Genomic DNA, 22,528 nt, shown 5'->3' on the forward strand with positions numbered 1-22,528 from the left:
CCCGTCAGCGGGCCGAGTGCTCGTCGAAGCGCGCGACGGCGGCCCGCACCCGGGTGAGATTCGCCGGAAGGTCGGCCGTGGCGTCCACGGCCATGCCCGGCTCGTCCGATTCCAGCGGCTCCAGCGTCTCGAACTGCGAGTCGACCAGCCGGGCGGGCATGAAGTGACCGGTGCGCCGGGACACGCGATCCCAGGCGGTGTCCCGGTCCATGGCGAGGTACAGGCACCAGAGCACGGGGCCCGCGGCCGCCCGGAGCTCGTCGCGGTAGGCGCGCTTGAGGGCCGAACAGGCGACGACCAGCCCCTCGTCGGCCTCGGCGGAGTGGTGGATGCGGTCGGAGAGAATGCGCAGCCAGGGCTCGCGGTCGGCGTCGTCCAGCGGGTGGCCCGCGGCCATCTTGGCGACATTCGCGGCGGGATGGAAGTCGTCGCCCTCGACGAAGGGCAGATCGAGCTGCTCGGCGACCGCCTTGCCGACGGTGCTCTTCCCGGAACCCGACACGCCCAGGACCAACACGATCGGTGGCTTTTTGCCGGCCCCGGTCACAGGTTCTCGGGGTCCCGTCCGGCCGCCGTCTGCCGCAAGTCCGCCTCGGTGAGGGGCTGGAGGGCCCCGCGGGTGTCCAGCCGGTAGAGCAGGACGAGGGGTGGTCCTACGAGCACCACCGCGATGACCGTGACCAGCATCAGCCAGCGCAGCGTCGTCGACGCGCCGGCCGCCTGGGACACGGTCAGTGAGGTGGGGATGAGATAGGGCCGCTGAGCCAGCCCCCACGCCAGGACGACGAGGGCCACGCTGCCGACCGCGGTGATCCTCGCCCATCCCGTCGCGGTGCGGTAGAGCAGTCCGGCAGTGGCCAACGCGCTGACTACGGCGACCAGGACGAGGGCGAGACCGATTCCGCTGGTGAGCCCGTCGTGGACATAGGGCGCGTCGTTGTGGGTCACGGTAAAGCCGACGACCGCCAGTACGGCGATGACGCCGAGGCTGCACCAGGCCCGCAGCCGGAAGTAACCGACAAGGTCGGCGGCATCGAAGCGGCGGGCGTCGGCGGTCAGGAACACCGCCCCGAGGAAAGCGGTCGCGGCGACGGTCAGCAGGCCGGCGATCACCGACGTCCCGTTGGACCACGCGTCGGCGGACGCCTTCGTTCCGGGAGCCACCCGGCCCGTGGCGAGGGCCCCGACCGCCGTACCGAGGAAGAAGGGGGTCAGCAGCGAGGAGACGGCGAAGGCGGCGCCGTAGACCCTGCGCCGGGCAAGACGCCGCGTGGGCTTGCGCAGGGCGAAGCCGGCGCCGCGGAGGACGAGTCCCACGGCCGCGAGCGCCAGCGGGAGCCACATGGCCGTGAAGACCGTCTGGAACAGGACCGGGAAGCCGGTCCACATGATGACCAGAACGAAGATGAGCCAGACGTTGTTGGTCTCCCACACCGGTTCCATGGCGTGGTCGATGAGCCACCTGGGGCGTTTGCCGCGTTCGGCGCCGCCCGCGACGAGGTCCCAGAATCCGGCGCCGTAATCCGTGCCACCGGCGCACGCATAGGCGGCCACCGCGGCCAGCAGTACCCAGGCAACGACGTCCTCGATCATTCGTTCCCCCTGTCCCGGCCTCCGGTCGTGCTGTCCCTGCTTCCGGCCCTGGACAACGGGCGGGGCCCATAGGGGGTGTTGTCTTCCAGGTCCTCCGCGGCGGCTCCCGCGAGAGCGCCCTCGTCGGGCAGCCGCCACCGGCTGCTCATCTTCAGAAGGACGGCCAGGAAGCTACCGAGGACGAGGACGTAGACCACCACGACGATGCCGAACATCGTCCACAGGGACGCGGCACGGGTGTCCGTCACCGCTTCCGAGACCCGCATGTTCTGGTAGACGATCCAGGGCTGCCGGCCCACCTCGGTCGTGATCCAGCCGCACTCCACGGTCAGCAGGCAGGCGGCGCCGGCGACAGCGGCACACCGGAAGAACCACCGCGACTTGGGCAGGTCACGGCGGCGCAGCCAGCACCAGCCGTACCAGAGCGCGAGCAGGATGAGCAGGCTTCCGATGGTCACCATGATGTCGAACGCCCAATGGGCGATGGTGGCCTGGGTCGCCGTCGGGCGGTCGCTCGCGGGGACCGATGACAGGCCCGTCACCTTGGTGTTCACGCTGAAACCGGCGAGGATCGAGTCCAGTTGGGGGATTTTGATCCCGCCGGAGATCGACCCGTCGGGATGCAGGCGCCCGAACATGTACTCCGGCACGTGGGTGTCGGTCTTCCAGACGATTTCGGTGGCCGCGAACTTCACCGGCTGCTTGTGGAAGACGGAGCGGGCGATCGAGTCCCCGAGCATGAACTGCACGGGGGTGAGAATCGCGGCGACGGAGAACGGCACCGTGAAGCCGAGCCGGTGGTAGCGGTCACGGCGGCCCCGCAGCAGGCCGACCGCGTACACCCCGGCCACGACATACCCGGCGGTCAGGATCACGCCGACCACGAAGTGCCAGTATTCGGGGCCGAGCATCGGCGTGAAGACCGCCTGCCGCACGTTGACGTTCACAGGGTTGCCGGACGCGTCGAGCGTGAAGCCCCGTGGGGTGTTCATCCAGGCGTTCGCGGCCACGATGCCGAACGCCCCCATGAGCGCGGCCAGCGGCAGGGGCAGGCCGAGCCAGAAGTGCGTCCACGGCTTGAGCCGCCGCCAGCCGTACAGGTAGATGGCGATGAGGATCGCTTCGAGGAAGAACGCCCATGCCTCGACCCCGAAGCCGAGGCCGAAGACATCGCCCCAACGGCCCATCATCCCCGGCCACAGCAGACCGAATTCGAAGGACAGCACCGTGCCGGTCACAATGCCGATGGCGAACTGCACGGCCATGACCGCCGACCAACGCCGGGCGAGCAGCAGGGCGACGGCGTCGCCCTTGCGCAGCCCGCGGTAGTGCATCAGGAGCGTGATGGCGGGCAGGGCCACGCCGAAGGGCACGAGCAGGATGTGAGAGGCCAGGGTGAAGGCCATCAGCTCCCGGGCCGGCAGAAGCTGTGCTGGGTCGCCCGCCAGAAAGTGGTCGATCGCGCTGTTCACATGGGCCTCGGTGGCTCGTACCGGACGGCTGAGGTGCAGCGGGCTTCAGCCACCCGTGGCGAAACCGGGGAACAGCGTCATTCCGCCGTCCACGTAGATCGTGGTCCCCACGACATAGTCGAAGAGGTCGGACGCCAGAGCGGCCACCGCGTTCGCGATGTCGTCCGGGTCGCCGACGCGGCGGTACGGGATGAGCCGGAGAAGCTCGGCTTCGGCCTCCGGGGTGTCCCAGGCGCTGCGGTTGATGGGCGTGCGAATCGCCCCCGGAGCAACGGCGTTGACCCGGATCCGGTGCGGCGCGAGCTCCTGCGCGAGGGTCGCCATGAGCATCTGCACCCCGCCCTTGGACGCCGCGTAGTTCACGTGGCCCGCCCAGGGGATGATCTGGTGGACCGAACTCATGCAGATGATTTTCCCGGCGGAGCGGGAGACCTCGGGGACGACGCCCCGTCGCATGAATTCCTTGGCCGCTTCGCGGGCGCACAGGAATTGTCCGGTCAGATTGACGTCCAGCACCTTCTGCCACTGAGCCATGGTCATATCGGTGATGGGGGCATCGCGCTGGAGCCCCGCATTGGCCACCATGACGTCGATGGTCCCGAACTCCTTGACCATGCGGGAAACCATGTCGACGACCTGGTCCTCCTGCGACACGTCCGCCTCGTGTGCGTAGGCACGGACGCCGAACCCCTCGATCTCGCGTACCACCTCTTCCGCGGTGTCCTGCCCGGCCACGTAATTCACCACCACATCGGCGCCCACCCGCCCCAAGCCGATCGCCGTGGCCTTGCCGATGCCGGAATTCGCGCCCGTCACCAGCACCTTCTGCCCCTTGAGGAGCGGGTAGGCAAGGGGCTGGCGACCGTCACTGCCGCTGGTTTCCACTCGTGTCTCCCTGTGGGTGGCGACGCGGACCTTCGGAGGAATCCGCCCCCCAACAAAAACACCGGCGGGTCAGTGCGGCTCGGTGGCGCGTCTCCTGTCAGCCGGTCGGGGCGCCGACCCTGGCTGAACGGCCTAATGCGCACCCGCCGGGTTGCTCGGGATGGCGCGGTCGGCTGGTACTCCAGCCGTAGATCGTGATCTTTGGGGCTATCGGGCGGCCGCCGTTGGTAGTGGCAGGCCAGTGCCCGGGCTTGATGGCGTCGTCGCCACTTGGACCAGCGAAGCGTGTGCATGACTGTGTGGACGGTCGGGGCCACGAGCGGGGTGAACAGGTGCTGGATCTTGCTGCAGGTCAGCGGGATCAGGCCGTTTGAGCCTGTTCTTGAGCACAATCGTTGGCGGTCGCCGGGCCGGTCGTCGGCGACGTCGGCCAGGGCCCAGTCGTTGAAGCGGTGTTCCTTGGCTCCGGCGCCGGCGGGGAGCTTCTATGTTGTGGCCTGCGGTCACTGTCTGATCTTCTGTCTTCGCACACCGGTGATCACCGGTGGCCGCACCTGTTCCCGGACCAGCTCCGACCAGCAAGATCAGGATCTGGGCCGGAGTACCAGCTCTGGAGTTGAATCGGCTGATGGACATGTCCTCCCGAGAGATCCGCATGCCTCTCGATGAGGTCGTGGCAGTCCTGCAGGACCTCAACGAATTCGTGGTTTCCCTCGACCAACTCGGATCCCGCATGGCGTTCGGAACCGCCGACGAGCACACCGTCGGCACATTCATCGTCGACTGGGATGTTGCTCGGCGATTGTCCCGCGCCCGACGCGTCATCAGCGACGCGCTGGATGCGCAGCTGAGCCAGGAAGAGAACGCCGAGATCGACGCCCTGTGTGACCAAGGCCGTTTCTACGGCACGCACAGCGCCACCAGCACTTCCACAGACCAGTCCAGCTCAGACAGCAAGCACATCGGACCGCACTAATCGAGACGGGGATCAGTTCGACCGAGACCTGACGCGTGATCGCCCGGACAGGTCCTAGTCTGTGCTGGCTTCCCGGCTGGTTCCGATGCACAGCGCCCAGATGACAAAGGCATCCACGGCGATCAGCACGATGGCCCAGACGGGGTAGTACGGCAGCCAAATGAAGTTGGCGATCATCGACAGGCCTGCCAGGACGATTCCGGTGATGCGTGCCCACAGCGCCCCACGGAACAGGGCGGCGCCCGCGAGGACTACCAGAATGCCGAGGATGAGGTGGATCCAGCCCCAGCTCGTCAGGTCGGAGGAGTAGGCGTAGTTGCGGGTGATGACGAAGAAGTCGTCGTTGGCGATGGCGGCGATTCCTTGGAATATCGCCATGACCCCACCGAAGATCATCATGGCCCCGGCGAAGGCGGTCCAACCGGTGACCCACGCTCCTCCTCCGCTGCTGCTGCTTCCGACGCCGTGTTGGTGCATTCCAGTCGTAGTCATTCCGAGTTCCTCCCGCGTAGGCCTCGCCACTGACCTGTGGTCGGTCGGTGGCCCGCATTTCAGCTTGGCACGATAATCGCCGACCGTCAGATCGTCGGCATTTATGCAGGGCAGCGCCAAGGTCGATGTGCGGGGAAAATCGTGCGGTGGTCCAATGGAAGTACCCGGTGCGCCGAGAATCGCGCATCGGTCAGGGGAGTTGTTTATTTCCCGCGCCTCCCGCGAGAAAGGAACCCGCCGTGCCAGGTCTCCTCCGCGGGGTCGCCCGCACAGCCGTAGTGGCAGGTACAGCGACCGCCGTGTCGAACCGTGTGTCACGCCGCCAGCAGGGGCGATGGGCCCAGCAGGAATATCAGGAGGCCCCGCCGCAGCCCGTGCCATCGGCCCAGCCCCCGCCTGCCCAGTCGGCCGACGATATGAGCAGCAGGATCGATCAGCTGAAGCAACTCGGGGAACTCAAGGCCCAGGGTGTCCTCACCGAGGCCGAATTCGAGGAGCAGAAGCGCAGGATCCTCGGCTCCTGACCGGCCCCCGGGCGTGGCGGAGCATTTCGACTCCGCCCAGTCCGGGTGCGTCACCATCCCCCCGGAGCGAGGGGCTCAAGGGAAGCCTGAAGCCGGGTGGCAAGCGGCCGTTGACACCGCCTGAGTTCTGCAGCACCGGCTCCTAAGATCTCATAACACGATCATGGTTGGGCTCGTTTGAGGCGTCGCCAGCAGAGTCCTGTACGCCGCCCGGCATCCGGAGCACATCAACCGGCTTGCGCTGGGCCGTCCTGAGCGCGGCTGACAGGGACTCGCTGGGTCGGAGTGGGACCGTCGTGTGCCGCGCCGATCCCGAGGTCGGGCACCCGGCCCAGTACGGCTGGTCCACGATCTGGGGTAGCTTCACCTGAGGCGCGCCGGCCCGGGCGGCCGTCGTCGTTGTACCCGCGCCGCCGTGGTGCAGGACGGCGGCGCGGGTAAACAGTGCCTGGTGGTTGACGTCACCGACGGCGAAACAGTCGTCCCGGTCGTCGATCAGGGCCAGGTCCGCCCAGCCGCGCCCGACGAGTGCGCGGCGGCCCTGCGCGCGGATCGCCTCGACGGCCACCCGGGCGATGTCCTCCGAGACGCGGCGCATGCTGCCGAAGCCGACATACACCGGTGGTGCGCCGGCGTCCAGGAACGCCACCAACCCGACCGGGAGCGGGCGTTCGTCCGGCCGACGTCAGGAGCTCGTGAGGATGACGAGTTGCTGGGTCGCTCGGGTCATCGCGACATAGCGGTCGACCGCTCCTTCGATGCCCTTGCCGAACGCCTCTGGGTCGATGAGGACGACCAGGTCGAACTCGAGCCCCTTCGACAGCTCCGGGGTCAGCGACCGGACGCGGGACGTCGTCCGGAATGTGGGATCGCCGATGACGCAGGCGATCCCGTCGGCATGTGCGGTGAGCCAGGTGTCGAGGATCGAGCTCAGATCCGAAGCGGATCCGTGTACGACGGGGACGTCGCCGCTGCGGATGGAGGTCGGCACGTTGGCGTCCGGGAGCACGGAGCGGATGACCGGCTCGGCTTCCGCCATGATTTCTTCCGGCGTCCGGTAGTTGATGCTCAGGGAGGCAAGGTCGATCCGGTCGAGCCCGATCCGCTCGAGTCGTTCCTGCCACGACTCCGTGAACCCGTGCCTGGCCTGGGCACGGTCCCCGACGATGGTGAAGCTCCGGGACGGGCACCGGAGCAGCAACATCTGCCACTCCGCGTCGGTCAGTTCCTGGGCCTCGTCCACGACGATGTGTGCGAACGGGCCGGCGAGCAGGTCGGGTTCGGTGCCGGGCAGTGCGCTCTCGTCGATCAGGGTGTCCTGCAGGTCCCGTCCGTGCAGCATCCCCACCGCGCCTTCGCTCTCGTCGATCACGACGTTCTGCAGCAGGCTGTCGATGACGTCGGCCCTGCGCGCGCGTTCGGCGGCGACGGCGGCTTCGTTACGACGCTTGCGCCGCGCCGCCTCCGGGTCGCCGAGCCGCTGCCGTGCCGCGTCCAGGAGTGGCAGGTCGGACACCGTCCAGGCCTGGGCGTCCTCGCGCTGCAGCTTCGACACGTCATCGGGGCTGAGCCAGGGAGCGCACTTGCGCAGGTAGGCGGGCACCGACCACAGGTCTCCGACGAGGTCAGCCGCTTCGAGCAGCGGCCACGCCCGGTTGAAGGCCGTGAGCAGCTCCCTGTTCCGCAGCAGCGACTTGCGGAGCAGGTCGTCCGGGGCGTCGCCGTCGTGGTTGTCCACCAGGATCGTGAGCAGCTCCTCCAAGACCTGGTCGCGCGCCTCGTTGTGCGGAGTACCGGGTTCCGCTGCTTCGAACGCCACGGCCCAGTCGTCGGCGCTCAGCCAGATGTCGGACCAGTGGGTCGTGACCGTCATCCCCTTGGTGGGCGGCTCCTCGTAGAACCTGACGGCCGTCTCGATCGCCGTCACCAGGTTCGCGGACGACTTCAGGAGGGCCACGTCCGGGTCGGCCTCGATCGCTGCTGCGGCTCCCTCGGAGACGAGGTCCCGCAGGGTGCAGGTCTGCACGCCCTCCTCTCCGAGGCTGGGGAGGACGTCGGCGACGTAGCTCAGGTAGGGCCGGTGCGGGCCGACGAACAGCACGCCGCCCCGACGGTGACCGAGGCGAGGATCGGAGTAGAGGAGGTAGGCGGAGCGGTGCAGAGCGACGACGGTCTTCCCCGTACCCGGACCGCCGTCGACGACGAGAGCGCCGCGGGATCCCGCGCGGATGATGGCGTCCTGGTCGGCCTGGATGGTCCCGAGCACGTCTCGCATCCGTGCCGACCGGTTGCTGCCCAGGCTGGCGATGAAGGCGGACTGGTCGTCGAGCGCGGCGTGCCCGGCAAACCCGTCCGAGGTGAACACCTCGTCCCAGTAGTCGCTGATCCGGCCGCGGGTCCAGCGATACCTGCGGCGGCTTGCCAGACCCATCGGGTTGCCATGGGTGGCTCCGAAGAAGGGCTCGGCCGCGGGGGAGCGCCAGTCGACCAGCAGCCGACGACCCGCGCTGTCCTTAAGGCCAAGTCGTCCGACGTACACGGGCTCGGGGTCGTCCGCGCCGACCATGTGTCCGAGGCACAGGTCCAAACCGAAGCGACGCAGTGCGCGCAGGCGAGCGGTCAGCCGGTGGATCTCCATGTCCCGGTCCATCGCCTGCCGGCCGATGCCGCCGGGGGCCTTGAGCGCGGCATCGAGGCGGTCGGACAGCTCGGCGATCGACTGCTCGAGGCACTCCGCGATGGCCGCGAAGTGCTGCTCATCGCCGGCGATCAGCGTCGGGTCGGCCTTGGGGGAGAGGTGGTCGGGAAGGTCAAATGCGCTGGTGGTCAGCGGGTGCACGTAAGCAGCTCCGATCTGAGGTCGCTTGCGACCATTGCGTGTGGCAAGGCGTCTGGACCGCGTGACGAACCTGGTGGCCGTGACGGGCAACGCTCCGTCTGACGTGGACCCTGTGGCCGTTGTCGGTTCAGGTCGCCAGGGTTCGCAGGTTGTTCTCGGGTTCCAGGTCCTGGTTCGACGATCCCGTGTGGTTCACGCGGACACTGGTGGCCTTTCTCGGCTGACCGCGTCGAGCAGCAGCTTTGCGGCCACCGTCGCCCCGTCGGTGCGGATCGTGGCGGCTACGGCGGTCGCTCGTGCGCAGGTCTCGGGGGTCAGGGCCGTCTTGAGCGCGGCCGACAGGGACGCGAAGGTCGGAGTCGGACCGTCGTGTGCCGCGCCGATGCCCAGGTCGGCCACCCGGCCGGCCCAGTACGGCTGGTCCGCCAACTGCGGTACCACCACCTGAGGCGCGCCGGCCCGGGTGGCCGTCGTCGTGGTGCCCGCGCCGCCGTGGTGCACGACGGCGGCCACCCGGCCGAACAGTGCCTGCTGGTTGACCTCGCCGACGACGAAGCAGTCGTCGGCGTCGTCGATCAGGGCCAGGTCGGCCCAGCCGCGGGCGACGAGTACGCGGCGGCCCTGCGCGCGGACCGCCTCGATGGCCACCTGGGCAGCGTCCTTCGAGGCGCGCATGGGCATGCTGCCGAAGCCCACGTACACCGGTGGTGCGCCGGCGTCCAGGAACGCCACCAGCTCGTCCGGGAGCGGGCGTTCGTCCGGCAGGATCCAGGCGCCGGTCTGTACGACGTCGAGGTCCGGCGTCTCCTGCCACGGGTCCAGGATCGGGTCCGTCGCCAGCCACGGCTGGTCGCCGATGACGTAGTCGCGGACGTTGTCCACCGGGGGCAGGCCGATCGACGCCCGGTTGGCGTTGAGCGACTCACCGAACAGCGCGTTGATGTTCTGGGCGTCCAGGTCCCACAGCACCCTGTTGTCGGTCACCTCCGGCGGGAGCGGCCGGCCCGGATACGCCAGCGGCGGGCGCTGCGGCGACGGCAGGGTGAGCTGCTGGAAGGTCACCGACACGGAGTGGATGCCCAGTTTCTCGGCCACCGACCGCGCGCCGGCCGCGGCCGACATCACGCCGGTCGCCACCAGCGCGTCGCATCCCTCGGCCGCCGCGGTGACCGCGGCGAACTGGCTGGTGACCAACTCGGCCGCGCGCCGGGTCAGGTCCGCCGACGACGGCGGCGCCGCCTTCGTCGTCAGCGCGCGCGCCGACAGGCCGAAGGGCACCAGCGGCACGCCGACACCGGCCAGCAGCTCCACGAACTCCTCGTCCGGCGGCGCGCACACCCGCACCTCCGCGCCGAGTTCCCGCAACCGCACCGCGAGTCCCACCATGGGTTCGACGTCCCCGCGCGACCCATACGTCGACAACAACACACGCACTTCGCGACTCCCGTTTCCGCAGATTCTGGCCTCGGCCGGAGATTCTGCGGCATGATGGGGGCCTTGCCGCAAGGCCCCCCGTGCGCTATAAGTTGAGAGTGGAAAGGAGTGGGTACTCCCCTTTCCCTTCACCGTCCGCTGTGGACGAACAACCTCCTCGCGAATACGCGGCGCGTTGCGTACGGCGGTACCGCCGGCCCAGGAGGATCTCCCAGGGGCCCACGGATGCAGCCCCGGAACGAGAGTTCCCCACCCTCTTCAGAGCTCGTAACAAGATCCCGCGGCCAACGTCAACGACGTCTCCCGGACCCTCGCCCTGGTCGACAGCATCCCGCCGATCGACGGCCGTCGCGTCCGTCCGCGCCTGCAGCCTTCTCTGCTGGCGACACCCCAAACGAGCCCAACCATGATCGTGTCATGAGCTTTAAGGTGTCGGCGGCCGTGTGGACCCCCAAGCGGGGCGGATCGGGGAGGAACATGAGGGGTTGGTCAGCCCTTCGGCGACGAGCTCGGCCACCATGAACTCCCTGCCGGTGAGCGGGAACTGCTCGTCAGCGATCAGGGCATCGACGCCGCCCCGCCCACCGCCCCTGTCTCGCAGGGCGTAGGCGACCAGCCGGTCCCCGCGCAGTCGGCGGCCTCGGCTGATGGCCGCTTCCCGCGCGGCCGCCGACAGCCGTGTCCGTGCCCGCGCCGCCGTCTCTTCCACCCGGCGCCGCCACGGGGCCTCGGGCTCGGTGTCCAGTCGGCGGCGTGCCTCGGCGCTCGCCTCACAGAGTCGTAGGGCCCGCTGCATGTCACCGCTCTCGGCCGCCACGATGGCCAGGCCCTCGACGGGGTACAGCGCGTGGAAGCTGGCCCCCGGAGCGGTCCTCAGCACCTCGGCGAACAGCCTCTCAGCGCTCTTCAGATCGCCGAGGGCCAGCCGCACGGCGCCCGCGGTGTGCAGCGCGGCCGCCAACTGGCGCCAGGGGGCGCGCCGTCGAAGCACCGGCAGACAACGGGACATCAGCACGTCGGCGTCCTGGGCCGTCCTGGCGGAACTCGCGGGCCGCCCCGTGCGGGCCTCCCCGCCCGCCTGGAGCAGGGCCCAGGCCAGGTGGTGGGTACACCATGCCGTGTCGTGCGCGTTGCCGAGGGCGGCGACGATGTCCAGGCACTCGCGCAGGTCCGCCACGGCCTCGGCGAACTCGCCGCGGCACAGGCGTGCCGCGGCCCGCGCGTCCAGGGCGTTGGCAAGCCCGGCGGGGTGGTTGCGTGTGCGTTCGACGTTCACGGCCTGCTCGCCGAGCCGCAGTGCTTGCGCCAAGTCCCCCTGCTGGCAGGCCACGCGGGCGGCGAGTGCCGGGACCGCGCCGCCGAGCGCCCGGCTGTTGTCGTCGTCCAGAAGTCGCGCCAGCAGCGCACGGGCGGCGGACGGCTGCTCCTGTTGGTACCGCACCCGGGCGAGTTCGAGCGTCGGCCTGATGTGCGAAGCGCCGTCGCGCCCCGTGGTGTGGGCGAGTGCCGCTGCGAGATTGTCCCGTTCTCCGGCGAGGGGACCACCGATCTGGTCGGCGAACACCTCGTCACCGGCGCGCTCCGCCAGCCCGTTCAGCCACTGCAGGGCCCGCCGCCGGGTGGCGGGCAGCTCGCCGGATGCTGTCAGGCGTTCCAGGGCGTAGCCGCGGATGGCGGTGAGCTGCCTGAACCGGGCAGGCAGTGCGTCCCCCGGCACTCGTACGATCAGGGACTTGTTCTCAAGGGCGCACAGCACGCGGAGTATCTGCCGCGACGCGATGCCGCCGTCGCTGCAGACCGCCTGAGCCGCAGCCGTGTCGAACCCGCCGACGAGGACCGAAAGACGCCGGAAAACCGCCTGTTCCGCCGGATCAAGGAGCCGATGGCTCCAGTCGATCGCGGCGGACAGTGATGTCCTTGCGGACCGTCTCCAGGTCCAGGTAGTAGGGGCCCTCTGTCTGTTCGGGGGTGAGGACGCAGGCGGCGGCCGATCGGATGGGGGGTTCGGCCGCGGTGCTCCGGTCTGCCTCCGTCGTCGCCTGCGCGGCCGCGGAACCCGTCAGGCCCAGGGTGGCCAGTCCGAGGGTCATGCCGCCCAGGCCGGCGATCACAGATCGGCGGGTGGCTCTTGTCTGGCTGTCGGCGGGCTCAGAACCGCGCTCCGGTTCTGCGGAGTTGGGGTGGGGGGTGTCAGTCATGCTTTGACAGTGGCCCCGGCCGGGGATCGGCACATCCCTCATATGACCGGTGAGCCGGGGGCGTTACGAAACCCCGAGAGAGCCTGTGTTCCATCCTCTTCTGGGTATGAGTTCGAGGCTGGGGCAGACGCATGCCGCCAGGGGTGCTGGGTGGGCAATATCGTCCCGATAGCCTTTGACCATGGCTGTTCCGAATCCTGCTGTCTACGAAGCACACTTCACCCGCACCCCCTTCCAACTCCTGGCGGGCGCCGGCTGGAAGCGCTTGGTGGCGTTCCGCATTGACGGCGCAGGTGTGCTGCTCGGCGGGGCCCCGGCGCGTTACGAAGCGCAGACAGCCCTCGTACCGTGGGGGGACATCACATCGGTGGTCGTGTGGCAGCAGCGTATGGCCGGCCCTTCGATGGACTACATCGGCGTTCACCGTCGTCCTGGAGCACCGCTCCTTCCGGGCATGAACAGTGAGCTCCGGCCTGAGGAAACGGCCAGGCTTGCCCCTTACGTCGAGCACGAACCGGAGTACATGTACCGGGATACCCAGGATTAGTAGCGCGACAGCGATATCTTCACCACGCGCTGACAGGTCTTGATGCGGTGCGTGAGACGCGCGCGGTGACCTGATCGTGGATCAGGCCGAGCCGTGCGCCGCACTCCACGGCGTCCGCTCCGGTGACAACCCAGTGCGCGAGGCGGTCCTCGGCACCGCTGTGGGGCGGGCCGAGTACGGAGCTTCCGGTGTGCTGCGTCCAGGCGAAGCGGTCCAGCCACGGCTGCGTGGCGAACGAGGAAGGCGCCTTGAGCCGGGCCAGGCGGCCTGTGGCATCCGGATAGAGGAAGCGGATCGCGGCCGCTCGTCCTCTGCTGGGGGACAGGTCGGGGGCGGCGCCGGTGGCCAGTGCGGCCGCTGTGCGCGCCAGGTTGATGCCCGTGGCGCGGTCTACCAGCAGGGGAATGAGACCGTCGGCGGGACCGGCGCTCACCCTCAGCACACGTGGACCCTGCTGTGTCAGCCGCACCTCCATGTGCACGACGCCCACAGTGAGGCCGAGCGCGGTGACCGCCTGGGCGACGAGCCGGGTGAGGGCGGCGTCGTGGAGCAGTTCGTCGTGGGCGTCGACGCTGTAGCCGAACGGGCTGGAGGAGATGCCGGGCCTGACGTCGGTGCGCGTGACGGCGACGGTCCGTATCTCACCGGGCGAGACGATCACCGCCTCGACCCCGGCCTCCGGGCCGTCCAGCCCGAACTCTTCCACCGTCACGGCCGTGATGAACGGATCGGCGGGGTCGCCCTGGCATATCTGCCGATGTGCGGCCCGGACCTCGTCGTCGCCGTCCGCGCGCACTGGCTCGCCGGCCCCGGCTGCTTTGAGGGAGACGGGGAAACGCATCATGCGGGCGGCAGCGACCGCACTGTCTTCGTTGTGCACCGTGTGAGACCGCGCCGAAGCGATGCCGTGTTCCTCCAGCAGGACAGCGGTCCGTTCCGCGTCCTGACTGGCGGCCACAGCGGCGGGCGCATTGCCGGGGAGACCTAACTCCCGCGCCAGCTCGGTGGCGGGCCCCATGCGACGGGGGTCGTAGCTGACAATTCCGCCGATGGGGTGGCCGGCGGTGAACTCCCGTACCACCGTGGCCATTTCGCCGGGCTCGGAGAGGTTGGCAGTGACCGCGCCTTGCAGGTAGGGGCGGGCCCAGTCCGGGACGGCGCGGTCGATCAGCACCAGCGGGTGCGCGACGGCGATCTGCAGGAGGCTGTGAGCGTGGTACTCGCGGACGCCGGCCCCGACGAGCAGAACGGGGCGGTGCTGTGTCGGGTGCACGGGTGGAGCCCTCCGGACGTCAGGGTGAGACCGCGTCGGCTCGGCGACCGCCTCGCTGCCAGTGGGGGCGCGGGTCCGGGCACGCCTGGAACTGCGTGCCCGGCGGGAGTTGGCCCGGGCTGCGGCCGTGCACACCTGAACGGTGCATGTCCGCAGCCCGGCAACACTCCGTGCTGTGCTGGAGCCAGCGCACATACGAGCCCCACGCTCGCTGTGCGATGACCGGCCTTCACGTCGTGTCGTGATCCTGCAAGCCACAGCTATGCGTGTCAACTGGTGTAGCGGTGTACGGCTATTCGAGATTCTCTTGCTCTGGCTGGCCCGCCAGGACAGCGGCTATCGTCTCGGACATCAACTCGTAGTTCGCGCCCCCCACCTGACTTCAGGAGACCGCCGGTGAGAGATCAGCGCCATGCGCTCGCCGAGACCCTGAGCCACATCGACTCCCTCCTCGGGGACGGGCGCAGCCGTGACAATGTGCTCGACGTGGAACAGCTCTCGAACGAAAGCGGTGTCCCGCAAGACGTCATCAAGATGCTCCTGGACGGCGAGGAGCCCCCCGCGGAAGACATCACCGACCGGATCATCCGCCGCATCGTCCACCTGCGCGAGACACGCCTGCGCCCCGACGGGACCCGGCACTCCTATGACGAGATCGCTGCCTCCTACGGAGCCTCCCGGGCCTCTCTGTCGAATCTCGTCAACAGCCGGAAGAACCGCAACCAGGAGCGGATGCCCCTGCAGCGGACAGCGGAGCCGCGCCCGGCCCGCTCCGGTGGCCCACTGGCATCCACCCAGGCCGGCATCGAGAAGTTCTTCTTCGGCCAGCCCAACGGCTGGCTCTCGGTAGAACCGGAGACCTCGGTAGGCAACGCCCTCCAGCCCATCCTGCATCAGCTGGAGCGCCAGGCCGCCGCCGATCCGATGGCTCGGCTGCGCAACACGCACGGGCTGCGGAAGCTGGCGGCGCGCGCACCTCAACTGGCCGAAGATGACCTCCAGTTGCTGACTGACTGGATCGATACCATCCTGCGGCGCAGAAGCGCGCAGGATGTACAGGGCTCAGGAACGGACAGTTCCCATACCGAGTCGCACTGATGGCGGGAGCACCCCGCCGTATGCAGGCACGGTGCCGTCCGAGGCGGGATGTTCGCGCTGCGCGTCCTGGTGACCGCCGTCACCGGCGGGTGCCTTGCGATCGGGCTGGAACGCGTCGCGAGCGCATCGAACGCGCCAGGTCCAGACCGGCGCGTATCCGGCTTGATCGGTACTTCGGCCCCCCTCAGCTTGTTGCACTCCGCAGAGCCTGGTGTGGCCGACGGGGTACCTGCTTTGACATATTTGCGCGCGGAGTTGAGCGTGCTCGAGCCCGTGCCGGTGGTTTGTGGGCCCGGCGCAACACACCGAGGTTCGCGGGGAGAGCGGTGCGCACAGGCAAAGCCAAGGAGATGCGGAACCTGATCGGCCGGCTGGTCGACGGGCTGAGCCTGCCCGTTCCCGCGGACCCTGACGCACTGTTCACCGCGCTGATCGCCATGGTCTCCGAGATCAGGGGCCGTCAGGTCATCCTCCTCAAGGAAGAGTTCCCGCACCGCACCGCCACGGGCCTGTGGCTCGACATGCCGGAGCACGACCTCATCCTCGTCGACAAGCGGGCAGCTCCTGTCCACCAGTTGGCGATCCTGTGTCACGAGATCTGGCACATGATCACGGGCGACTGCGGTCACCACGCCGCGGGTGTCTCCGTTGCCGCACGGGTGCTGAGCGACCGGGCCGATCTGCAGCAGGCGGTGAGGGCCGTGGCCGCACGTACCGAGTTCCATGAGCGCTCGGAGCGGGACGCCGAGACCTTCGCCCTGCGGGCGGTGACGCACCTGCGGATCTGGCTGGAAGGGGAACCCGGAAGCCTCTCCACGGACCGGACCCAGATCGCCGGCCGGATCGGCGCCTCACTGGGACACCGCCGGTCCCAGGTCTGAGCCCGTGAACTCCGCGCCCTACTACATACCCGCGCTGGCCCTGTGGGCCGGCCTGGCGGCAAAACTGCCCGATTTGGTACGAACCTGGCGTGATCCGCTGGTCCGGTCGGTCTGCTGGGTGATCTTTCTGGGGGGCGCCGGATTCATCTTCGCCGCCCCGCCCACCGTTGCCGCCGTGAACAGAGCAAGCGGCATCCCCAACCTCGCCGCTCCACTGGACTACGTCATCGTCAGCGCGTACAGCGCCTCCTGCCTGCTGCTGATCCTTCACTGGCGCGGCGGGCCGGCCGACTCCGTGCGCCGTCTCGCGCGGCGCTGGCAGATCGGCTACACCGTCCTGATCAACCTGTTGATCATCCTGTTCATGGTGGGGGATGCCCCCATCGAGCGGCGTACGGATCTCGACACGTACTACGCCACCACGCCCTGGACCGGGCAGATGATCGCCCTGTACCTGCTCGGCCACATGACGGCCGCGGTGGCCACCACGACGCTGTGCTGGCGCTGGGCGCTACGGGTCCGCGGATGGCTGCGGGCCGGGTTGTGGCTCCTGGTGGCCGGCTGGCTGCTCAACTTGTCGTTCAGCACCCTGAAACTGACCGCGGTGGCGGCGCGGTGGACCGGCCGGGACTGGGACGTACTGAGCACCATCCTGGCGCCCCGCCTCGTGGGCCTGGCCGCCACCGTGGCCACCGTCGGCTTCATGGTGCCGCTGGTCGGGCCGCGGCTGGTCGCGCTCTGGCACGCCGTGGTGACCTGGAGGCGGCTCGGCCCGCTGTGGCGTGAACTCAGCAGTGCTTCCCCCGGCAGTCCGCTCGCCGCCTCGATCCCCTGGTATTCGTCGTACTCCGTGCGGCTCACCCAGCGTGAGGCCGGCATCCAGGACGGGCTGAACCTCGTTCGCCCGTATCTCGATGACCAGGTCCGCTCCCACGCGCAGACAGCGGCTCGGGCCGCGGGCCACGGCACCGAGGACGCGTTCCGCATCGGCCTCGCGGCGATGATCGCTGCTGCTGTCCGCGCCCACTCCAACGGCGCGTCCGCCGAAACCGACGTACCTGACCACTCTGCGGGCCTCGCGGCGCGCGCCACCTTGGTGGGTGTGGCACGTGCGTTGCGTACGTCCCCCATCGTCGGGGCAGCCCGTGCCGCTGCAGCGACCGCAGCAGCGCCAGATCACGAAAGAACCCCGCTATGAGCCCCTCCGCCCCCCACGGCGTGCCCCGGCGCAGGCCCGTCCCTCGCGGCCGGCCTCGATTAGGGCTGCCCCGGCGAGCGGGCGGCAGCCGCGTCTGCTCTGCCGCCGTGCCCGCACCGGCCCCCATGCCACCGCGTCCACCAGGCCCGCGCCCGCCCAGGCGACAGAACCCGGGCAACTCCCCGGAAGGCGGGCCGATCTAGTGGCCAGCGGTATCGTCTTCTACATCCCCGGCGTTCTTCTCCTGCTGGTCGCCGGACTGAAGCTGTCAGGGGGCACGGGAGTCTGGCGGGATTCCCTCATCGCCTCGAGCAGCGCGATCCTGCTGGTCGGCTCCGCCGTGTGCGTCCTGTCCGCCCCGCCCACGATCCGGTACGTCAATGACGCGACCGGCGTCGCGAACTTCAGTGCCCCGCTGGTGTACACGGGCATGACGGCGCTCAGTGCGGGCTACCTCATCCTGATGATCAGCTGGAAGGGCGGGCCGCCGGAGACCCAACAGCACTCCGCCCGGCTCGTCCTGGGCGTCTACGGGCTGGTGATCGCCGGCATCTGGGTCCTGTTCGCCCTGGCCGACGTACCCGTGGAACGGGCCCAGGACCTGGACACGTACTACGCCAACACGCCCTACATGCGCGAAATGATCCTGCTGTACATGGTCGCGCACACGGCCGCCACCGTCGCCCTCGCCGTCATGAGCGTGAGCTGGCTGCGGGAGGTGCACGGCGTGACCCGTACCGGCCTGGTCCTGCTCGTCGTCGGCCTGACGTTCGACGCGGGCTACCAGATCGCCAAGTACACGGCCATGGCGGCCCGCTGGGAGGGCGCCGACTGGGACTTCCTCTCCACCGACGTTTCCCCTCCGCTGGTCATGCTCGCCGGCATCACCTGCGCCTGCGGCTTCGCCATCCCCCGCATCGGGCCGCCGACGGTCGACAACCTGCGCGCCTGGAGGCGCTACCGGCTCCTGAAACCCCTGTGGGCGGAACTGCAGGCGCTGCGCGCGCCGACGGAGGGGATCATCCGCTGGTGGGATCCGCCCGTCGTACGCCTGGCACGACAGGAGATCGCCATCTGGGACGGTGTTCTGGCCTGCTCGCCCTATCTCGACGACCAGGTGCGCATGACGGCGTACGCCGAGGCTGTGGCATCACTCGCCGCCGATGACACCTCGGGTGTGCGATCGCTCCTGCGGCTGACAGCCGGTGCGGCCACGCAGCGGTTCCGTCCGGAGCCGCGAGCGCCGTCGGCGTCCGCGGGTGACAGCGCGCCCCAGCACGTCGTACACCAGGCCGCGGTGGTGGCAGAAGCGGCGATGCTGGCCGCGGCCCGGGTGCGGGTGTCCTACACCGGCAGCGCCGAAGTACCGGCGAGAGCGGGGACGTTGCAGTCCATCTCGAAACCGCACCTGATGGTGCGTCTGTCGCGGGCGCTGTCCTCGTCGCCGATCGTGGACAAGGCACGGCGGCAGGCCGCCACGCAGGTGGCCACCAGCCATGACTGACGTAAGGGGAGGAGCTCGCCGTATGCGCCGCGCAGGAATGATCGGGGGAGGCCTGTCCGGCATGCTCGCTGCCGCCGCCGCGGTCCCCTTCGCTGACGGGATGACGATGGTGGAGTGCGATGCCCTGCCGTCCCGGGCCCAGCCGCGCGAAGGAGTTCCTCAGGGCCACCACGGCCATGTCACCGGGGTGCGGGTCGCCTCCCGTGACGGGCGGGAATGGCGCATCGACGCGGGCCTCGTTGTCGACGCCGGCGGCCGCCACTGCCGCATGGTGGACTGGTTTGCCGCTCTCGGCAGGATGCTCGAAGGGCTTGTTGTGGTCGGCGACGCGGCGGCCACCTACCACCCCGCCCACGGGCAGGGCATGTCTGCCGCCGCCCTGCCCGCGCGGGCACTGCTCCGAACGCCGGCCGGGACAGGACAGGCTGCCCCCGGGCTCGCGCGGCGCGCACAACAGGTGATCGCCCGCCCGCCGGAGTCGTCCTGGGTACTGACCACCGCTCAGCACAGCACCAGGGGAGTCGCGTTCAGCATGGTGGCCCAGATCAGGGTCCGCTCCCTGCGCCGTCCGTCGAGGGCCGCCTCCTCCCGCAGCCACCGGGCACGGCCACTGCGGCCACGGGCCTGCCCGCCGCTGACTGACGCGCACAGCGCGGTCGCCAACTCCGCATCTCGCACTGAACAATAGGACGCCGTGTCGGCTTCCGGGCAGGTACGACCAGGCAGGCGAAGGAAGGGGGCGGCGGCACGGTGCGCCCGGGGGAGAGGTCAACAACGTGGGCGACATGAGCACCAGCCAGACTCGGCCATCGCCTCCCGTGCGATCGGACCACGCGCGGTCTCCCTGCCCGTGTTCCCTGGCCACGCCCCGCAGAAGGCGTGCTGGACGAACACGCCCTGGCCGCGCCACCCCGGCATCCCCCTACATCCAGTGACCCGGCTGCGCGCCGACCAGTCGGCCACCCCAAGTGCCCCCGCCGCGCATCTTGCGCTGCGGCATACGCCTGAGCAACGCCCGCCGTCTGCTCTCTCCCCGCAACGAAAAGAGTGCACCCTATGTCGTCGTCTGCCAGAACTGCCTCCCGCCGCACCGCGGTGGTCATCGGAGGGGGTATGACGGGCATGCTCGCCGCAGCCGTGCTCGCCGACTTCGCAGACGTTCGGATCATTGAACGCGACGTGCTGCCCGACGGCCCACAGCCCCGCAAGGGACTGCCGCAGGGCCGCCACGCCCATGTGCTGTGGTCCGGCGGCGTAAAAGCCCTCGAGGACCTCCTGCCCGGCATCATCGGCCGGCTCGTCGACCGCGGCGCCCACACACCGCGCATCATGACCGACCTGGTGTCCAAGGCCCCGTCGGGCCAGTGGTTCCGCAGATTCACCCACGCCCGCCACACGAACCTCCTGTGCAGCCGCGACCTCCTCGACTCCGTGATCCGCACCAGAGTCCTGCAGGACCAACGCATCACCCTCCTGCAACAGACCGAAACGCTCGCCCTGCAGGGCAACGCAGACCGCGTGACCGGCGTCCACATACGCAAGGAACAATCCGAAACATCCATCCCAGCCGACCTCGTGATCGACGCCAGCGGCCGGGCCAGCCGCGCCCCCGCCTGGCTGAAGGACCTCGGGCTCCCACCGATCCACGAACGCACGGTCGACGCCGGTATCGGCTACGCCAGCCGGACATACCGCGCTCCTGGCAGCACCGCAGACGGCTTCCCCATCGTCAACGTCCAGGCCGACCCCCGCCAAGTCCCCGGCCGCGGCGGCATCATCACCCCCATAGAAGGCGGCCGATGGCTCGTGACGCTCGCCGGAACCCGCGGCGGGCAGCCCAGCAGCAACAACGACGACTTCCTCCCCTTCGCCCTCACACTGCCGCACCCCATCATCGGCGAACTGCTTGCGGAAGCCGAACCCGAAACCGACGTCATCACCACCCACAGCACGGCCAACAAGCGGCGTTACTACGAGAAAGCCACCCGCTGGCCCGACGGCTTCATCGTCCTCGGCGACGCCGTCGCCGGCTACAACCCCGTCTACGGCCACGGGCTGAGCGCCGCCGCACAGAGCGTCATCGCCCTGCGCCGCATCCTGCAACAGCAGGACCTGTACACCCCCGGCACGGCCCGACGCATCCAGAAAGCCGCGGCACGCCCAGTCGAGAACGCCTGGAGCCTGGCCGTGGGCCAGGACGTGTTCTACCCGGGCGCCAGCGACCAGCCCCCCACCCGGCTCGAAAAGACCCTCGCCGCATTCGTCGACAAAGCCGTCGACGCCGGCTCACGCAACCCCCACGCCCTACGCATCCTCCTGGACGTGATGAGCATGGAAAGCCCGCCTGCCCGGCTGCTCATGCCCGACATGCTCGCCCTCGTCTACCTCGGCCGGAAACGACCTCTTCTGGAAGGCCCGCCACTGACGGAGCACGAGCGCAAAGCTGCCACGACCTGAACCCGTTTCCGTCGGAGGACAGCGTGGGTTGGCTCCAGTTGGCGCTCTCCTGCCATGAACTGAGAGCGGGAATCGGCCCCACTTCTCGCCGAAGGGCCAGGGCTGGGCCGGGCGGGCTATAGGAGTTGGCGTCTGTGCAGCGGTTGGCGATGCCGACGGCCTGGGGGTGCTGTTCCAGCGGGTGGTGCCGCCTGGCACTGGCCCATACAGGGGATGCGAGGCCGGGGGCCGGACAGAGAGGAGCGGTAGTCCGCTTCTCTCACGCTCCGGTAATTGTTCGCCACCTGATGGGCCTGGGCTTGGATCGTCGCTCTCATGGCTTTATCGAGCAGTAGTGACGTCGCCTGACGATGAATTTGGGAGGCACCCCCCGTTCCACGGACGGGTGGTGTTGATGAGTTTGGGAGTCACCGGGCCTCTTGCCAGGGCAGCATCGGGATGCTTTTGGTGAAAGGCGCTGGTCATGCCGCCGATGTCGAAGGTCAAGCTGTACGCGGCGATCCGGCGTGACCATCGCGGCGGCATGTCGATGCGAAAGCTTGAGCGCAAGCACGGAGTGATGTGGCGGACGGTGCGGAAGGCACTGGATTCGGCATGGCCGGAGCCACACAAGAAGCTGCCGCTCCGGGCGACCGTTCTGGATCTATACAAGCCGGTGATCGACGGTTTCAGAGGCGGGGGAGGGCCGGGTTCCCTGCCGTGGCTACCGTTGCCCCAGCAACCCACCGAACCGACCCCTGGAGAACCCCGGTGCCCGTACCCCTCGGCGAGGACGTGGTGGCGCTGCTGCGCCGCCCCAGCACCTGCTACATCGCTACAACGATGCCCGACGGCTCGCCCCAGCTCACCCAGACATGGGTCGATACCGACGGCGAGCACGTCCTGATCAACAGCGTTGAGTCGCATCAAAAGACCCGAAACATCGCGCGCGACCCGCGGGTGGCCGTGGCAGTCGCCGATCCCTCGGAACCGGCCTCCTACGTCCAGATCCGCGGCCGTGTGGTGCGTGTGACCACCGAGGGGGCGGTCGACCACATCGAGGCGCTCGCGCAGAAGTATCTCGGTGGACCCTACCCGTGGTTCGGCGGCCGCGACCAAGTCCGGGTGATCTATGTGATCGAACCCGAACGGATCAGCAGCCCCCGCGGCTAATGATC

At 69.2% G+C, this 22,528-nt stretch carries 21 protein-coding genes; 10 read left to right on the forward strand and 11 right to left on the reverse strand.

Going from position 1 to position 22,528, the window contains the following annotated elements:
* Positions 1–4: 4 nt before the first annotated feature.
* From ACZ4WS_RS27425 to ACZ4WS_RS27440, 4 genes are read right to left on the reverse strand one after another with little or no spacing between them, the layout of a single operon-like run.
* Positions 5–547: a gluconokinase gene (locus ACZ4WS_RS27425; protein WP_467984351.1), complete on the reverse strand. Its 543-nt coding sequence runs from the start codon at positions 545–547 to the stop codon at positions 5–7.
* Positions 544–1,593: a cytochrome d ubiquinol oxidase subunit II gene (locus tag ACZ4WS_RS27430; protein ID WP_467984352.1), complete on the reverse strand. Its 1,050-nt coding sequence runs from the start codon at positions 1,591–1,593 to the stop codon at positions 544–546. The genes ACZ4WS_RS27425 and ACZ4WS_RS27430 overlap by 4 nt, the downstream gene beginning before the upstream one ends.
* A complete protein-coding gene (locus tag ACZ4WS_RS27435) occupies positions 1,590–3,065 on the reverse strand; it encodes a cytochrome ubiquinol oxidase subunit I (RefSeq protein WP_467984354.1) in 1,476 nt (491 codons plus the stop codon). The genes ACZ4WS_RS27430 and ACZ4WS_RS27435 overlap by 4 nt, the downstream gene beginning before the upstream one ends.
* Before the next feature lie 45 nt (positions 3,066–3,110).
* Positions 3,111–3,950: an SDR family oxidoreductase gene (locus ACZ4WS_RS27440; RefSeq protein WP_467984356.1), complete on the reverse strand. Its 840-nt coding sequence runs from the start codon at positions 3,948–3,950 to the stop codon at positions 3,111–3,113.
* A gap of 628 nt (positions 3,951–4,578) precedes the next feature.
* On the opposite strand from ACZ4WS_RS27440, the gene ACZ4WS_RS27445 reads away from it, so the two are divergent.
* Complete coding sequence (locus ACZ4WS_RS27445; protein WP_467984359.1) at positions 4,579–4,926, forward strand: hypothetical protein; 348 nt, start codon at positions 4,579–4,581, stop codon at positions 4,924–4,926.
* 54 nt (positions 4,927–4,980) lie between these two features.
* Here the strand turns inward: ACZ4WS_RS27445 and ACZ4WS_RS27450 are convergent, their stop codons facing one another.
* On the reverse strand, positions 4,981–5,418 hold the full coding sequence (locus tag ACZ4WS_RS27450) for a DUF7144 family membrane protein (protein WP_467984360.1): 438 nt from the start codon (positions 5,416–5,418) through the stop codon (positions 4,981–4,983).
* A gap of 239 nt (positions 5,419–5,657) precedes the next feature.
* On the opposite strand from ACZ4WS_RS27450, the gene ACZ4WS_RS27455 reads away from it, so the two are divergent.
* Entirely contained in the window at positions 5,658–5,942 is a 285-nt protein-coding gene (locus ACZ4WS_RS27455; RefSeq protein WP_467984362.1) for an SHOCT domain-containing protein, read from the forward strand.
* A 142-nt stretch (positions 5,943–6,084) separates the two neighbouring features.
* On the opposite strand, the gene ACZ4WS_RS27460 is transcribed toward ACZ4WS_RS27455, so the two are convergent.
* From ACZ4WS_RS27460 to ACZ4WS_RS27480, 5 genes are all read right to left on the reverse strand, one after another.
* Positions 6,085–6,591: a glycosyltransferase gene (locus ACZ4WS_RS27460; protein ID WP_467984364.1), complete on the reverse strand. Its 507-nt coding sequence runs from the start codon at positions 6,589–6,591 to the stop codon at positions 6,085–6,087.
* A gap of 36 nt (positions 6,592–6,627) precedes the next feature.
* Positions 6,628–8,781, reverse strand: a complete 2,154-nt coding sequence (gene helR / locus ACZ4WS_RS27465; RefSeq protein ID WP_467984366.1) for an RNA polymerase recycling motor ATPase HelR — start codon at positions 8,779–8,781, stop codon at positions 6,628–6,630.
* A gap of 192 nt (positions 8,782–8,973) precedes the next feature.
* Positions 8,974–10,209 (reverse strand): glycosyltransferase, encoded by a 1,236-nt coding sequence (locus tag ACZ4WS_RS27470; protein ID WP_467984520.1) that lies wholly within the window; start codon positions 10,207–10,209, stop codon positions 8,974–8,976.
* A gap of 430 nt (positions 10,210–10,639) precedes the next feature.
* A complete protein-coding gene (locus tag ACZ4WS_RS27475; RefSeq protein ID WP_467984521.1) occupies positions 10,640–12,124 on the reverse strand; it encodes a winged helix-turn-helix domain-containing protein in 1,485 nt (494 codons plus the stop codon).
* Positions 12,087–12,413 (reverse strand): hypothetical protein, encoded by a 327-nt coding sequence (locus ACZ4WS_RS27480; protein WP_467984368.1) that lies wholly within the window; start codon positions 12,411–12,413, stop codon positions 12,087–12,089. Before ACZ4WS_RS27480 ends, ACZ4WS_RS27475 begins: the two co-directional genes overlap by 38 nt.
* 181 nt (positions 12,414–12,594) lie before the next feature.
* Between ACZ4WS_RS27480 and ACZ4WS_RS27485 the strand changes: the two genes are divergently transcribed.
* A complete protein-coding gene (locus ACZ4WS_RS27485) occupies positions 12,595–12,960 on the forward strand; it encodes a hypothetical protein (protein WP_467984370.1) in 366 nt (121 codons plus the stop codon).
* 19 nt (positions 12,961–12,979) lie between these two features.
* On the opposite strand, the gene ACZ4WS_RS27490 is transcribed toward ACZ4WS_RS27485, so the two are convergent.
* Positions 12,980–14,233, reverse strand: a complete 1,254-nt coding sequence (locus ACZ4WS_RS27490; protein WP_467984371.1) for an ATP-grasp domain-containing protein — start codon at positions 14,231–14,233, stop codon at positions 12,980–12,982.
* Between the two features lie 477 nt (positions 14,234–14,710).
* On the opposite strand from ACZ4WS_RS27490, the gene ACZ4WS_RS27495 reads away from it, so the two are divergent.
* From ACZ4WS_RS27495 to ACZ4WS_RS27525, 7 genes are all read left to right on the forward strand, one after another.
* Entirely contained in the window at positions 14,711–15,331 is a 621-nt protein-coding gene (locus tag ACZ4WS_RS27495) for a hypothetical protein (RefSeq protein WP_467984372.1), read from the forward strand.
* Positions 15,332–15,657: 326 nt separating this feature from the next.
* Positions 15,658–16,212 carry a toxin-antitoxin system, toxin component gene (locus tag ACZ4WS_RS27500; RefSeq protein ID WP_467984374.1) on the forward strand — a complete coding sequence of 185 codons (555 nt, stop codon included), beginning with the start codon at positions 15,658–15,660 and terminating at the stop codon, positions 16,210–16,212.
* A 4-nt stretch (positions 16,213–16,216) separates the two neighbouring features.
* A complete protein-coding gene (locus ACZ4WS_RS27505) occupies positions 16,217–17,410 on the forward strand; it encodes an MAB_1171c family putative transporter (protein WP_467984376.1) in 1,194 nt (397 codons plus the stop codon).
* Positions 17,411–17,612: 202 nt separating this feature from the next.
* Complete coding sequence (locus tag ACZ4WS_RS27510) at positions 17,613–18,914, forward strand: MAB_1171c family putative transporter (RefSeq protein WP_467984378.1); 1,302 nt, start codon at positions 17,613–17,615, stop codon at positions 18,912–18,914.
* A gap of 22 nt (positions 18,915–18,936) precedes the next feature.
* The gene (locus ACZ4WS_RS27515; RefSeq protein ID WP_467984380.1) at positions 18,937–19,602 is read left to right on the forward strand and encodes a hypothetical protein; all 666 of its coding nucleotides are present in this window, start codon (positions 18,937–18,939) and stop codon (positions 19,600–19,602) included.
* Between the two features lie 368 nt (positions 19,603–19,970).
* Complete coding sequence (locus ACZ4WS_RS27520) at positions 19,971–21,371, forward strand: FAD-dependent oxidoreductase (protein WP_467984382.1); 1,401 nt, start codon at positions 19,971–19,973, stop codon at positions 21,369–21,371.
* Positions 21,372–22,121: 750 nt separating this feature from the next.
* Entirely contained in the window at positions 22,122–22,523 is a 402-nt protein-coding gene (locus tag ACZ4WS_RS27525; RefSeq protein ID WP_467984384.1) for a PPOX class F420-dependent oxidoreductase, read from the forward strand.
* Positions 22,524–22,528: the final 5 nt, after the last annotated feature.

Source organism: Streptomyces sp. NPDC029292, assembly GCF_055569295.1.